Source organism: uncultured Pseudomonas sp. (assembly GCF_913777995.1).
In the GTDB taxonomy this organism is placed as follows: Bacteria; Pseudomonadota; Gammaproteobacteria; order Pseudomonadales; family Pseudomonadaceae; genus Aquipseudomonas.
In genome coordinates, this window is the sequence record NZ_CAJYVE010000033.1 from 15,019 (window position 1) to 28,768 (window position 13,750).

At 65.5% G+C, this 13,750-nt stretch carries 11 protein-coding genes; 6 read left to right on the forward strand and 5 right to left on the reverse strand.

Annotated elements, in window-relative coordinates:
• Window positions 1-24: 24 nt before the first annotated feature.
• The 4 genes from rsmA to QZ497_RS14255 are packed head-to-tail and all read right to left on the reverse strand — an operon-like array spanning window position 25 to window position 5,891.
• On the reverse strand, window positions 25-831 hold the full coding sequence (rsmA, locus tag QZ497_RS14240; protein WP_295476181.1) for a 16S rRNA (adenine(1518)-N(6)/adenine(1519)-N(6))-dimethyltransferase RsmA: 807 nt from the start codon (window positions 829-831) through the stop codon (window positions 25-27).
• The gene (gene pdxA, locus QZ497_RS14245; RefSeq protein WP_295476183.1) at window positions 828-1,817 is read right to left on the reverse strand and encodes a 4-hydroxythreonine-4-phosphate dehydrogenase PdxA; all 990 of its coding nucleotides are present in this window, start codon (window positions 1,815-1,817) and stop codon (window positions 828-830) included. Before pdxA ends, rsmA begins: the two co-directional genes overlap by 4 nt.
• On the reverse strand, window positions 1,814-3,136 hold the full coding sequence (locus QZ497_RS14250) for a peptidylprolyl isomerase (RefSeq protein WP_295476185.1): 1,323 nt from the start codon (window positions 3,134-3,136) through the stop codon (window positions 1,814-1,816). Before QZ497_RS14250 ends, pdxA begins: the two co-directional genes overlap by 4 nt.
• Window positions 3,117-5,891 (reverse strand): LPS-assembly protein LptD, encoded by a 2,775-nt coding sequence (locus QZ497_RS14255; RefSeq protein WP_295476187.1) that lies wholly within the window; start codon window positions 5,889-5,891, stop codon window positions 3,117-3,119. The genes QZ497_RS14250 and QZ497_RS14255 overlap by 20 nt, the downstream gene beginning before the upstream one ends.
• Before the next feature lie 129 nt (window positions 5,892-6,020).
• Between QZ497_RS14255 and QZ497_RS14260 the strand changes: the two genes are divergently transcribed.
• From QZ497_RS14260 to QZ497_RS14270, 3 genes are all read left to right on the forward strand, one after another.
• A complete protein-coding gene (locus tag QZ497_RS14260) occupies window positions 6,021-7,046 on the forward strand; it encodes a phosphotransferase (protein WP_295476189.1) in 1,026 nt (341 codons plus the stop codon).
• 187 nt (window positions 7,047-7,233) lie between these two features.
• Window positions 7,234-7,905: an N-acetylmuramate alpha-1-phosphate uridylyltransferase MurU gene (gene murU, locus QZ497_RS14265; protein ID WP_295476191.1), complete on the forward strand. Its 672-nt coding sequence runs from the start codon at window positions 7,234-7,236 to the stop codon at window positions 7,903-7,905.
• Complete coding sequence (locus QZ497_RS14270) at window positions 7,905-8,672, forward strand: TerB family tellurite resistance protein (protein ID WP_295476192.1); 768 nt, start codon at window positions 7,905-7,907, stop codon at window positions 8,670-8,672. Before murU ends, QZ497_RS14270 begins: the two co-directional genes overlap by 1 nt.
• Here QZ497_RS14270 and QZ497_RS14275 read toward each other — a convergent pair.
• Window positions 8,669-9,634 carry an alpha/beta hydrolase family protein gene (locus QZ497_RS14275; protein WP_295476194.1) on the reverse strand — a complete coding sequence of 322 codons (966 nt, stop codon included), beginning with the start codon at window positions 9,632-9,634 and terminating at the stop codon, window positions 8,669-8,671. The two genes, QZ497_RS14270 and QZ497_RS14275, sit on opposite strands and share 4 nt — an antisense overlap.
• 103 nt (window positions 9,635-9,737) lie before the next feature.
• On the opposite strand from QZ497_RS14275, the gene QZ497_RS14280 reads away from it, so the two are divergent.
• The 3 genes from QZ497_RS14280 to QZ497_RS14290 all read left to right on the forward strand — a co-directional run bounded on the left by QZ497_RS14280 (window position 9,738) and on the right by QZ497_RS14290 (window position 13,744).
• Window positions 9,738-11,738, forward strand: a complete 2,001-nt coding sequence (locus QZ497_RS14280; RefSeq protein ID WP_295476196.1) for a sensor histidine kinase — start codon at window positions 9,738-9,740, stop codon at window positions 11,736-11,738.
• A gap of 5 nt (window positions 11,739-11,743) precedes the next feature.
• The gene (locus tag QZ497_RS14285) at window positions 11,744-12,373 is read left to right on the forward strand and encodes a response regulator transcription factor (RefSeq protein WP_295476198.1); all 630 of its coding nucleotides are present in this window, start codon (window positions 11,744-11,746) and stop codon (window positions 12,371-12,373) included.
• 246 nt (window positions 12,374-12,619) lie between these two features.
• A complete protein-coding gene (locus tag QZ497_RS14290; RefSeq protein ID WP_295476200.1) occupies window positions 12,620-13,744 on the forward strand; it encodes an ABC transporter ATP-binding protein in 1,125 nt (374 codons plus the stop codon).
• Window positions 13,745-13,750: the final 6 nt, after the last annotated feature.

The following is a 13,750-nucleotide window of genomic DNA, read 5'->3' on the forward strand; positions in this document are numbered from 1 at the left end:
AAATGCCCCGTAATGCTCCGGACCTTATTGCGCGCTGCTTTTCTCGCTGAGCTTATCGGCCAGGCGGACGAATGCTGAAAGGTCGAGTTGCTCCGGGCGCAGGCTGCCGTCCACGCCGGCGGCCTCGATCTCTTCGCCGCTGAGCAGCAGCTTGAGGGTATTGCGCAGGGTCTTGCGGCGCTGGTTGAAGGCCTCGCGGACGATGCGTTCGAGCAGCCGGTGGTCCTTGGCCGGGTGTGGCAGGGTCTCGTGTGGCACCAGGCGCACGATGGCCGAGTCGACCTTCGGCGGCGGGTTGAACGCACCGGGGCCGACGTTGAACAGGTGTTCCACACGGCAGTGGTACTGCACCATGATCGACAGGCGACCCCAGTCGCCGCCGCCGGGACCGGCCGCCAGGCGCTCGACCACTTCCTTCTGCAGCATGAAGTGCATGTCGCGGATCAGCGCGGCGTTGTCCAGCAGGTGGAAGATCAGCGGCGTGGAGATGTTGTACGGCAGGTTGCCGACCACCCGCAGGCTGTGCGGCTCTGCGCCCAGGCTGTTGAAGTCGAACTTCAGCGCGTCGCCCTGGTGCAGGTTGAAGTTCGGCTTGCCGGCGAACTGGCTGTTGAGGATCGGCACCAGGTCTTTGTCCAGCTCGATCACGTCCAGGTGTGCGCCGCTGCCCAGCAGGCCTTCGGTGAGGGCGCCCTGGCCCGGGCCGATTTCCAGCATGCGGTCTTCAGGGCGCGCACGGATGGCGCGCAGGATACGGTCGATGATGCCCGCGTCGTGCAGGAAGTTCTGCCCGAAACGCTTGCGCGCCCGGTGTTGGTATTGCTCGGTCATGAATGGGTCTCGGCCATCTGGTAGGCGGTTTGCAAGGCGACCTGCAGGCTGCCGGTGTCGACCTGGCCGCTGCCGGCCAGGTCGAGGGCGGTGCCATGGTCGACCGAAGTGCGGACGATGGGCAGGCCCAGGGTCACGTTGACCGCAGCGCCGAAGCCCTTGTACTTGAGGACCGGCAGGCCCTGGTCGTGGTACATCGCCAGCACGGCGTCGCAATGCGCCAGATACTTGGGGGTGAAGAGGGTGTCGGCCGGCAGCGGGCCCTGGAGGTCCATGCCCTCCAGGCGCAGGCGCTGCAGGGTGGGCTCGATGATGTCGAGTTCCTCGCGGCCCAGGTGCCCGCCCTCGCCAGCGTGCGGGTTGAGCCCGCAGACCAGGATGCGCGGTCGGGCGATGCCGAACTTGCCGACCAGGTCGGCGTGCAGGATACGCGTGACGCGCTCCAGGCGCTCGGCGGTGATGGCATCGGCCACTTCGCGCAGCGGCAGGTGGGTGGTGACCAGCGCCACGCGCAGGTCGCCGGTGGCCAGCATCATTACCACCTGTTCGGTGGCGGTGAGGTCGGCAAGAAACTCGGTATGCCCTGAAAAGGCCATGCCGGCGTCGTTGATCACGCCCTTGTGCACCGGGGCGGTGATCATCCCGGCGAACAGCCCGTTCAGGCAGCCGTTGCCGGCGCGGGTCAGGGTTTCCAGGACGAAGCCGGCGTTGGTGGTGTTCAGGTGCCCGGCGACAACCGGCGCGCCCAGCGGCGTATCCCAGACGTACAGGCTGCCGGCCGGCGCCGGGGCGCTTGGCAGGGCTTCAGGGCTGACGCTGATCAGGTTGACGGCCAGTCCCAGCTGCACGGCCCGCTCGGTGAGCAGGGCGTGGCTGGTGATGGCGATCAGGGGGTGTGGCTGGGGTTGCGCGGCGAGCAGCAGGCAAAGGTCAGGGCCTATGCCGGCCGGCTCGCCGGGCGTCAGCGCGAAGCGCCGTGGCTTCACTTCTGGGCCTGGGCGGCGCCAGGCAGCTTGATTTCGACGTAGGCTTCATCGCGGATCTGGCGCAGCCAGGTCTGCAGCTCTTCGTCGTACTTGCGGTTACGCAGGATGTTCAGTGCCTGTTGCTCGCGAGCCTGATTGGTGGCGTCGGTGGAGCGACGGCCCAGGACTTCCAGGACGTGCCAGCCGTACTGGGTCTTGAACGGCTTGGACAGCACGCCTTGCGGCGTTTCGTTCATGACCTGGCGGAACTCGGGAACCAGCGAGTTGGGGTCGACCCAGTTCAGGTCGCCGCCGTTGAGCGCCGAGCCCGGGTCTTCCGAGAAGCTCTTCGCCAGTTCGCCGAAGTCTTCGCCGGCCTGGATGCGGTCGTAGAGTTTCTGCGCCAGACGCTGCGTCTCGGCCTCACTGCGGATCTCGCTCGGCTTGATCAGGATGTGGCGTACATGGACTTCGTCACGCAGCTGCACCTGGCCTTCACCACCGCGCTTTTCCAGCAGCTTGAGGATGATGAAGCCGCCTGGAGTGCGGGCGGGCGGCGTGACTTCGCCAGGACGCATGGAGCTGAGCATGTCACCGAACGGTGGGGGCAGTTGGCCGGCTTTACGCCAGCCCATGTCGCCGCCGTCCAGGGCGTTCTCGGTGGCCGAGTTGGCAATGGCCAGCTGGCCGAAGTCGGCACCGCGCTGCAGTTGCGCGTAGATGTCCTGGGCCTTGCTGGCAGCCTTCTGGATGTCGCTGGAGGAAGCGCTGTCCGGAGTGGCGATCAGGATGTTGGCCAGGTGCAGGTCTTCGGACATCTGCGCCTTGCCCAGGTCGGAGGCGAGGAAGTTTTTCACTTCCTGCTCGGACACCTGGATGCGCTCGGCCACGCGGCGCTGGCGCACACGGCTGATGATGATCTCGCGACGGATCTGCTCGCGGGCATCGTTGTACGACAGGCCGTCGTGGGCCAGGGCGGCGCGGAACTGCTGCAGGGTCATGCCATTGCGCTGGGCGATGGTTTCGACCGCGGAGTTGAGTTCTTCGTCGCTGATGCGGATGCCGGCACGGTCGCCCATCTGCAGTTGCAGATTTTCCAGGATCAGGCGGTCGAGGGCCTGCTGTTGCAGGGCCTCGGCGGGTGGCGTACCACCGCCACGCTTGGCGATGGTCTGCTGGACTTCGCGTACGCGCTGGTCAAGCTGGCTCTTCATGATCACGTCGTTGTCGACGATGGCCACGACGCTGTCGAGCGGTTGCACGGCAGCGTGGGCCGCGCCGCTCAGCAGGAGGGCGCCCAGCATCAGCGGGCGCAGGCAGTCAGAAAGCTTTGTCTTCACGTTCACGATAACCTTGGATGCCTTTGTCGAGGAAGCTCTCTACCTTGGCGCCGGTGACGCCGCCGAGACCTTTCAGCACAATTTGGAGGAATATGCCGCGGTCGCCTTTTTCGTTCTGAGGCGCTTCCTGGCTGAATTCGTCGTAGTCGACCCAGTAGCGGTTGATCAGACGCAGCTTCCAGCAGCAGTTGTCGTATTCGAAACCACCGAATGCCTCGATGGTGCGGGCACGGTTGTAGTCGTACTGCCAGCGGCTGATCAGGCTCCACTGCTCGACGATCGGCCAGATGACCGAGAAGTCGTGCTGCTCGATCTTGTAGTAGTCCTTCACGTAGCCAGGCTGGCCCGGAGTACCGTAGTCGCCGCCGCCCACGCTCCACTTGCCGGTGGTCTGGTCGTAGCGGACCAGGTCGTTGCGGTAGCGGTAGCCGACGTTGACGATCTTGCCGGGGTTCTCTTCAGGCTGGTAATGGAACATCGCGCTGCCGGAACGGGTGCTGTGGCTGTCCGGGTCCCAGTTGAAGTCGGACGAGAAGCGCCAGTCGCGGTTGAAGCGGTATTCGTATTCCAGGGCGTAAGGCGACACGTCGGCCTGGGCGTCCTTGCGGTCGGCGAAGACGACGCCGGGCAGCTGCACCTTGCGGTCGGCGAAGTACACGGCCTGGCCGATGCTGAAGCGCTGACGTTCGAAGCCGTTGTCTTCGATCCAGCGGTTGGTCACGCCCAGCGACAGTTTGTTCTCGTCACCGATGCGGTCGGAGCCGACGAAGCGGTTGTCACGGAACAGCGACGAGTAGTTGAACGTGGTTTCGGCGGTGTCGAAGACCGGGATGTCGGTCTGGTCTTTCTCGGGTACGTAGAGATAGAACAGGCGCGGTTCCAGGGTCTGGCGATAGTTCTTGCCGAACAGCTGGGTGTCGCGGTCGAAGTACAGGCCGCTGTCGACGCTGAACACCGGCACGCTGCGGCTCTCGGTGCTCTTGTACTGCTCGTCGGGCAGCAGGGTGGCCTGGCCGCGACCGTCGAGGTCCAGGTCGTACTGGGTGTAGACGTACTTGAGCTTGGGTGTCAGGAAACCCCAGGTCCAGTTCATCGGCAGGCTGACCGATGGCGCCAGGTTCAGGCGGTCGCCGTTGGCGCGGGCCAGGCCGGTGACGTTGTTGTCCAGGCGCGGGCTGGCGTTGCCGTTTTCGTCGATGAAAGCACCGCTGCGCAGGTCACGCTCGAAGCGCACCAGTTCTGTCTGGTAGTCGAACTGCAGCCCGCCCGGGTTGTAGGGCAGGGTGCCGTTGAGGGTCAGCTGCGGCAGACGGTTGTACGGGGTGATGTTGGCAACGGTGGCCAGCTTGTACGCCTGGGCGTTGAGCTGCGCGGTGTAGCTGTCGCCACGGTAGGTCAGCACGCCCTGCTGGTTGACGAAGTCGGTGCGGCTGACACCGATCTGGTCGGTCTGCAGGTCCTGGAAGTAGTACGGGTCGCTGATGTCGGTGTAGTCGACCTTGGTCGACAGGCGCGAATCCAGGCCACCCTTGTGCTGCCAGTTGACCATCCAGCGGGTCTTGTCGTAGTCCGTCTGCAGTTTGCGATCGTCGTCCTCGTCGTTGAGGTACGCACCGCCGACCTGGCCTTCGCTGCTCTTGGTCAGGTAACGGAATTCGCCTTCCATCAACAGGCCGCGCTTGGTCATGTAGCGCGGGTAGAGCGTGGCGTCGTAGTTCGGCGCCAGGTTGAAGTAGTACGGCGTGACCAGCATGAGGCCGGTCTTGCTGGTACTGGCGATGGTCGGTGGCAGGAAGCCGGACTGGCGACGATCGTCGATCGGGAAGTAGATGTACGGGGTGTAGAGGACCGGAATGTCCTTGACCCGCAGGGTGACGTTGGTCGCGGTACCGAAACCGGTGGCCGGGTTCAACGTGACGTTGTTGCCCTTGAGTGTCCAGGCGTTGCTGCCCGGTTCGCAGGAGGTGTAGGTACCGTCCTTGAGGCGGATGATCGCGTTCTCGGAGCGCTTGGCGTACAGCGCGTTGCCGCGCACGTTCGACTTGTGCAGCACGTATTCGGCGTTGTCGATCTGTGCTTCGCCGGTATCCAGCTGCAGCTCGGCATGGTCGCCGACGATCAGCGCGCCCTTGTCGCGCAGACGCACGTCGCCGTTCAGCTCACCGCGGTTCTCGGCCTGGTGCAGCGAGGCTTCCTGCGCCTCGACCTGCATGCTGCCCTGGCGCATGACGACGTCACCGGCGAGGGTCGCGACCTGCTGTTCCTGCTCGTAGCGCGAGGCCTTGGCGCCGATGAAGGTCGGGGCTTCGCTCTTGGGCGTGGTGTCGTCCATGCCTGGGCGGATGGGCTCGATGTAGGCGCCGGCGCAATACGGGGCGGTTTCGGCGAGCTGCGCCGGAGTGAGCTTTTCACGCGGGACCCAGTCGAGATGGCTGTAGTCGGCGCTGCGCGACTTCAGGGCCTTGCCCTTGGCTTCGGTGACCAGCACGGGCTTCGGCTCGCTGGCCGACGCTGCGCTCGATGCTTCAGCGCCGCTGGAGCTGACCGCCGTGGTGCTGTGTGCAGGGCGAGGCGGCAATGGCGCGGCACTGGCGCTGGCTTTCGGAGCGCAGTTCCAGGCTCCCGAAGCCGACACCGAACAGTCATACTGTTCGGCGGCAACCACATACGAGGTAGCCAGAGGTTGCATGGCCAGCAGACTGCCGGTTACCAGCAACGGAAATTTTTTACGAAACGCGGGGGATTTCAATGCCATCTTATTAGTCCGGGCTTCCTGCGCGCCATCTGCCCGCGGGGGGCCGCACGCCTTCTCGATGGGCTGAAAAAGATCCCGGATGATAAAGCATGACCCGCTTGACGGCTAGCGCCGTCGGAGACCCTTGTAATGCCCGATCAAGATATACGCCTGCAAAAGCTCGAAGACTGGCTCGCCGGGGAGTTGCCTGCACTGTTCCTGCGTAACGGCTGGGGTGAAGTCCCCGCGGCCAGCCTGACCGCCGCCAGCAGCGACGCCAGTTTCCGCCGCTATTTCCGTTGGGACGGTGGTGGCCGCACGTTGATCGTGATGGATGCGCCGCCGCCGCAGGAGAACTGCCGGCCTTTCGTGGACATCGATCACCTGCTGGCCAGCGCCGGTGTCAATGTGCCAGTCATTCACGCCCATGATCTGCAACAGGGCTTCCTGCTGCTCAGCGACCTGGGGCGCCAGACCTACCTGGAGGTGATCGACGCCGAGAATGCCGACGCCCTGTTCAGCGATGCCCTGGACGCGCTGCTGGCCTTCCAGCGCCTGCCCATGGATGCACCGTTGCCCAGCTACGACGTGGCCCTGCTGCGCCGCGAGCTGGAGCTGTTCCCCGAGTGGTACGTGCAACGGCATCTGGGCCTGACCCTGAGCGCCGAGCAGCAGGCGGCCTGGCAGCGGGTCAGCAGCCTGTTGATCGACAGCGCGCTGGCGCAGCCCAAGGTGCTGGTGCACCGCGACTACATGCCACGCAACCTGATGCACAGCGAGCCCAACCCTGGCGTGCTGGACTTCCAGGATGCGGTGTACGGCCCGGTGACTTATGACGTGACCTGCCTGTTCAAGGATGCCTTCCTGAGCTGGCCCGAAGAGCGTGTCGGCGGTTGGCTGCGCCAGTACTGGGAGCGCGCGGGCGAGGCCGGCATTCCCGTGCAGGCCGAGTTCGACGAGTTCCGCCGTGCCAGTGACCTGATGGGCGTGCAGCGCCACCTGAAAGTCATCGGTATCTTCGCGCGGATCTGCCACCGGGACGGCAAGCCGCGTTACCTTGGCGACGTGCCACGTTTCTTCTCTTATATAGACACCGTGCTGGCCCGCCGTCCGGAGCTGGCGGAACTGGCACAATTGCTGGCCGAACTGCGCCACAACGCTGCAACGCCGGCCTGAGTGCCGGCCCTGTCCCAATACTCGCCAATTGGGCTGTATGTGACAGGGTGGGAGCGGCTTCAGCCGCGAAATGGCGAGAGCGTTCACCGCGTCGGCTGTGAACATGACTTCGCGTCGCGGCTGAAGCCGCTCCTACCAGGCCTGACTGACCCGTATTGGACCCTGGCCCGAACCTGAAGAGAGCTGCATGAAAGCGATGATTCTCGCCGCCGGCAAAGGCGAGCGAATGCGTCCCCTGACGCTGACCACCCCCAAGCCGCTGGTGCGTGTCGCCGGCGTACCGCTGATCGAGTACCACCTACGGGCACTGCGTGTCGCTGGCTTCACCGATGTGGTGATCAACCATGCCTGGCTCGGCCAGCAGATCGAAGACTACCTGGGCGATGGCCAGCGTCTGGGCCTGAGCATCCGTTATTCCCCGGAAGGCGAACCGCTGGAAACCGGCGGCGGCATCCATCGCGCCTTGCCCTTGCTGGGCAGTGAGCCGTTCGTGGTGATCAACGGCGATGTCTGGACCGACTACGACTTCGCCCGCCTGCGCGGGCAGCAGAGCGGCCTGGCGCACCTGGTGATGATCGACAACCCGGCGCACCACCCCGAGGGCGACTTCTGTCTGCTCGACGGCCAGTTGCGTGACGATGGACCGGTCGGCTCGCGGCTGACTTTCAGCGGCATCTCGGTGCTCGACCCGGCGTTGTTCGCCGGTTGCCAGCCGGGCGCCTTCAAACTGGCACCCTTGCTGCGCCAGGCCATGCAGGCCGGGCAGGTGAGCGGTGAGCACTTCCGTGGGCAATGGGTGGATGTCGGCACCCACGAGCGTCTGGCCGAAGTCGAGCAGCTGCTGGCGGAGCGGCGCTGATGCTCTGGCCGGGAACCCTGATCGGTGCCGGTGCCGGCTACGCCATCGCGAGCATTCCCGGCGCCTTGCTCGGCGGCATGCTGGGCCAGGTGCTGGACCGTCGCCTGAAGCTCTACAGCTGGGCGCACATCCGCGAGAAGCTGGGTGGACGCCCGGCGATTCGTGACGAGGATCTGCTGTTCGTGCTGCTGGGGCGCCTGGCCAAGAGTGGTGGGCGTGTGGAGCCCAGCCATATCCATCAGGCGCGGGCAGAGATGAGCAGCCTGCGCCTGGACGACAGTGCCCAGCGCCAGGCCATCCAGGCCTTCAATCGTGGGCGCGACGGTGACGAGGGGCTGCGCAGTTACCTGCGCCGCCTGCGTGGCGAGCCACAAAGCGCCGAAGCCCTGCTGCGCGCCTGCTGGCGCATGGCCTGGGCGGACGGCAAGGTCGGGCGTGTCGAGCAGGAAATGATCAATGCCTGGGGGCAATGGCTGGGCTGGTCGGCGTTGCGCCTGCAGGCCCTGGCTGACGAGCATGACCCCATGAAGCGCAAACGGGTCAGCCCAGGGGATGCCTACCAGCAGGCCCTGGCGCTGCTCGGGGTGGCCGATGACAGCGAGCCGCAGGCCATCAAGCAGGCCTATCGGCGCCTGCTCAGCCGTCATCACCCGGACAAACTGGAAGGTTCCGGCGCCAACGCCTGGCAGGTTCGTGAGGCGACGGAAAAGACCGGTGAGCTGCATGCCGCCTACGTGCTGATCAAGGCGCGGCGCGGCTTTCGTTAATTGTCGCCAGCTTCCGGCTGCACCCAGCCACGCACGCGGCGAAACAGCTGTTCCTGTTCGGCGTCGCTGGTGCCTGCCATGTTGACCAGCCCGACCTGTGTGTAGCCTGCGCCCTTGTTGCGCCGGCTGACCTGCAGGCGTTCTTCGGCGGCGCGGGACAGCGGGTTCTTGTAGACGAAGTCGGCGGTCTGGATCTTCAGCGCTGGAATGACGCTGGTCAGCGACGGCGAAGCGGCGGCCGGCTCACTGGCGGCGATCATCACCAGTTTCTGCACTTGTACGCCGGCTCGTTCGCTGACGTAGCGCGCAGCCCAGTAGGCGCCGCTGCCGTGGCCGGCCAGCACGATGCTGCGTGCCTTGTTTTGCCGGGCGAAGGCGATGGCGCTGTCGAGGCGGCTGAAGATCTGTTCGGCCTGCGCCTGGGCCAGCACCTGGGCGGCGGCAGCCTGATCGGCCTCGGCCTGTTGGCGGCTTTGGTCATCGGCCGGAGCGTCGCTCTTGCTCTCGGCGGGCTTGCCTTCCGCGCTGGTGGGGGTGGCGTCTGTTTCGCGGGGTTGCAGGGCCGGATCCTGGATGTCGGGCATGGCCAGGCTCAGGGTCGCCCAGCCAACATCGGGAAACTTGCGGCGCAGCGGGCCGACCACGTCGGGCCAGTCTGGCGACTGGTCGGCACCCGGCACGATGATTACCGCGCCTTGCGGGTCCTCGGTATTGGCCGGGCGCCACAGCGCGAGGAACTCTGTACTGCCGGCTTGCAGGCGTTGCAGCTCTTCGGCCGGCAGCCGACGCGCCAGTGCCTGGGCTTCCTCCTCTTCGCGAGGCAGCAGCGCCGGGCGCTCGGCAGGCGTCTGGGCGGCGGCATCGCTGGCAGGGGCGGGATCGGCAGCCATCGCGGGCAGGGTGTGCGTCAGGCTCAGTGACAACAACAGCGCGGGAAACATTGCGCGAATGGTGTAGGACATTGGATATTCCAGGGCCAAAATCGATACCGGCTGCCGGACACGGCCGTCAGCGTGAACAAGGGTAAGCCTGCCCGACAGGGGAACAGACGGGAATGAAGCGTTGATGATAGCGGTTGTGCGTGGATTTTTTATCGGCAGTCTGACGCTGCTCTTGATGCTGGCCAGCAGCCTGGCGCGGGCCGATGAGCCCGAGCCGACCGCGCTCGCACCGCTGACCCAGGCCCAGCGCGACTGGCTGAACCAGCACGGGCCGCTACGCGTGGGCCTGGTGCTGCGCGCGCCCTATGCGCAATTCGACCAGCGCCTGCAGCAGCTTTCCGGCGCCAACGTCGACCTGATGAATGCGGTCGCCGCCGCCCTGCGCGTAGAGCTGTCGTGGCGCACCTACCCGGACCAGGCGGCGATGGAGCACGCTCTTGGCGCGGGTGAGCTGGACCTGGCGCCGGGGCTGATGCAGACCCCCGCCAGCCTGCGCCACTGGCTGTTCTCCGACCCCTATTTGCGGGTTTCGCAACTGCTGGTGGGCGAGCGCGATGGCAGCGGCACTGTCGACCTGGAAACCCTCGACCCGCGCTCGCGCGTAGTGGTGCGCATGCCCAGTGCCACGGCCGAATACTTGCGCAGCAACTTCCCGAACCTGAACCTGCAAGGCGTGCCGCTGGAGCGCCAGGCCTTGCAATTGCTGCTCAGCCAGCAGGCCCGATATGCCGTGGTGGACGAGGCGCAACTGAGCCGACTGTTCCGCGAGCCGGAGTTCGCCGGCCTGGCCATCGTCGGCGACATCGGCCTGCCACAGCTGCTGCGCATCGCCTCGCGGCGCGACTCGCCGGAACTGGCAGCGATCCTCAGCGAAGCGCTGCTGGCCATTCCGGCCAAGGAGCTGGACCAGCTGCACAGCCGCTGGATGCCCCTGACGTCGTCGCGCTTCACCGAATCCACCGGGTTGTGGAAGAACCTCTGCCTGTTGTTGCTGGTGCTGTGCCTGGGCTGCGCGGCCCTGGTGATCTGGCAGCGTCGTGCGCAACACAAGCTGGAGCAGGAGCTGCTCGACGCCCGCGACGACATCGCCCGACGCCTAGCCAACGAAGAAGCCCTGCGCCTGGCGCAGTTCTCCATCGACCAGAGCACGGTGGGCATTCTCTGGGTCAACTGGGACAGCCGGGTGCGCTATGCCAACCGGGCGGCCGAGACAATGCTCGGCTACCTCGCCGGGCAGGTGGTGGATCGGCCGCTGATCGACTTCGACCCCGGGCTGCACATGGACCGCTGGCTGAACCTGTGGCGCGCCGCCCGCTCCAGCGAAGACAGCCCGCTGGTGTTCGAGACCAACTGCGTGCGCGCCGATGGCAGCGTGCTGCCGACCGATGTGTCGTTGAGCTTCCTGCGCTTTCGCGAGGCCGAATACCTGGTGGTGTTCCTCAACGACGTGAGCGAGCGGCGGCGTGCCCATGAACAGCTGCGCGAGCTGTCGGCGCACCTGGAAAGCGTGCGTGAAGAAGAAAAGGCGCGTATCGCCCGTGAGGTGCACGATGAACTGGGGCAGATGCTGACCGTGCTGAAGCTGGAAACCTCCATGTGCGAGCTGGCCTATGCGGATCTGGACCCTGGCCTGGGCGAGCGGCTGACCAGCATGAAGCGCCTGATCGCCCAGCTGTTCCAGCTGGTACGTGACGTGGCCACGGCGCTGCGCCCGCCGATCCTGGATGCCGGTATCGCCTCGGCCATCGAATGGCAGGCGCGGCGCTTCGAAGAGCGTACGCAGATCCCCTGCCTGGTGGACGTGCCGGACAATCTGCCGGCCCTGAGCGATGCGCGTGCCGTCGGGCTGTTCCGTATCCTTCAGGAGGCGCTGACCAACGTCATGCGCCATGCGGCGGCGCATTCGGTGCAGATCAGCCTGACCCTGGTCGATGACCTGCTGTGTCTGAGCATCGCCGATGATGGCAAAGGCTTTGACCCGGATGCCGAGCGCCCGGCATCCTTCGGCCTGGTCGGCATGCGCGAACGCGTGCTGATGCTCGGCGGGCGACTGGAGCTGGACAGCGAGCCGGGCGAGGGCACAACCTTGCATATCCATATTCCCTTGAACCCCAGGCAGGAGTGAGCCCCGTGATCCGTGTACTCGTGGCCGAAGACCACACCATCGTGCGCGAAGGCATCAAGCAGCTCATCGGCCTGGCCAAGGACATGCTGGTGGCTGGCGAGGCGAGCAATGGCGAGCAGTTGCTCGATACCTTGCGTCATGTGGCCTGCGAAGTGGTGTTGCTGGACATCTCCATGCCTGGCGTCAACGGCCTGGAGGCGATCCCGCGCATTCGCGCCCTGGCCAACCCGCCCGCGATCCTGATGCTCTCGATGCACGACGAGGCGCAGATGGCCGCCCGTGCCCTGAAGGTCGGGGCCGCCGGTTACGCCACCAAGGACAGCGACCCGGCGCTGCTGCTCACCGCCATTCGCCGGGTGGCGGGCGGGGGCCGCTACATCGACCCGGCGCTGGCCGACCGCATGGTGTTCGAGGTGGGGCTGACCGACAGCCGTCCGCTGCACTCACTGTTGTCCGAACGCGAGTTCTCGGTGTTCGAGCGTCTTGCCCAGGGCGCCAACGTCAACGACATCGCCCAGCAACTGGCGCTGAGCAGCAAGACCATCAGCACCCACAAGGCGCGGCTGATGCAGAAGCTCAACGTCAATTCCGTGGCCGAACTGGTCAAGTACGCCATGGAACACAAGCTGCTCTGAGCGGTGCATATCCATAAGCGACACGCCTGTGGAAAGCGCCAGGACCAAGAGGGGGCAGGGCTCTTCGTGGTGCACGCGGTTCCTGCAGTCAGGGGCATATCCATGCGCGCCATGCGTGTAGGGCGTTCCCTACAAGACACCTTCCAGCCCGCCTAGCTCATTCTCTCCCGGCCCCCGATTTGCCTGGCCTATGGCCTGCACTAGTCTTGAACGCATGCAGTCATAGTCATAACAAAGGTGTGGGTAATGAGCGACGTCGATTCAAGCGCTGGGGCCAAAGACGTTCTGGTCAGCTTTCGTGGTGTGCAGAAGAGCTACGACGGCGAATCACTGATCGTCAAAGACCTGAACCTGGACATCCGCAAGGGCGAATTCCTGACCCTGCTCGGCCCCTCGGGCTCGGGCAAGACCACCAGCCTGATGATGCTGGCCGGCTTCGAAACGCCGACCGCCGGGCAGATTCTTCTCGCTGGCCGGGCCATCAACAACGTGCCGCCGCACAAGCGCGACATCGGCATGGTGTTCCAGAACTACGCGCTGTTCCCGCACATGACCGTGGCCGAGAACCTGGCCTTTCCGCTGTCGGTGCGCGGCCTGAGCAAGACCGACATCGGTGAGAAGGTCAAGCGCGCACTGGGCATGGTCCAGCTCGACGCCTTCGCCCACCGTTACCCGACCCAGATGTCCGGCGGCCAGCAGCAGCGTGTGGCCCTGGCCCGCGCCCTGGTGTTCGAGCCACAGCTGGTGCTGATGGACGAGCCGCTGGGGGCGTTGGACAAACAGCTGCGCGAACACATGCAGATGGAGATCAAGCACCTGCATCAGCGCCTGGGTGTGACCGTGGTCTATGTGACCCACGACCAGGGCGAGGCTCTGACCATGTCGGACCGCGTGGCGGTGTTCCATCAGGGCGAGATCCAGCAGATCGACGACCCGCGCACGCTCTACGAGGCACCGAAGAACACCTTCGTGGCCAACTTCATCGGCGAGAACAACCGCCTCAATGGCCGCCTGGTCAGCCAGGACGGCGAGCGCTGCGTGGTCGAGCTCAGCCGTGGCGAGAAGGTCCAGGCGCTGGCGGTGAACGTCGGCCAGCCAGGCGACCCGGTGACCCTGTCGATTCGCCCCGAGCGCATCAGCCTCAACGGCCGCAGCGAAAGCTGCGCGAACCGCTTCTCGGGACGTGTCGCCGAGTTCATCTACCTGGGTGACCACGTGCGTGTCCGCATGGAAGTGGCCGACAAGAACGATTTCTTCGTGAAACAACCGATTGCCGAACTCGACCCCGCCATGCGCGTAGGCGATGTCGTACCGATCGGCTGGCAGACCGAGCACGCCCGCGCGCTCGATCCGCTGGAGCAAGTGCACTAAACCTTA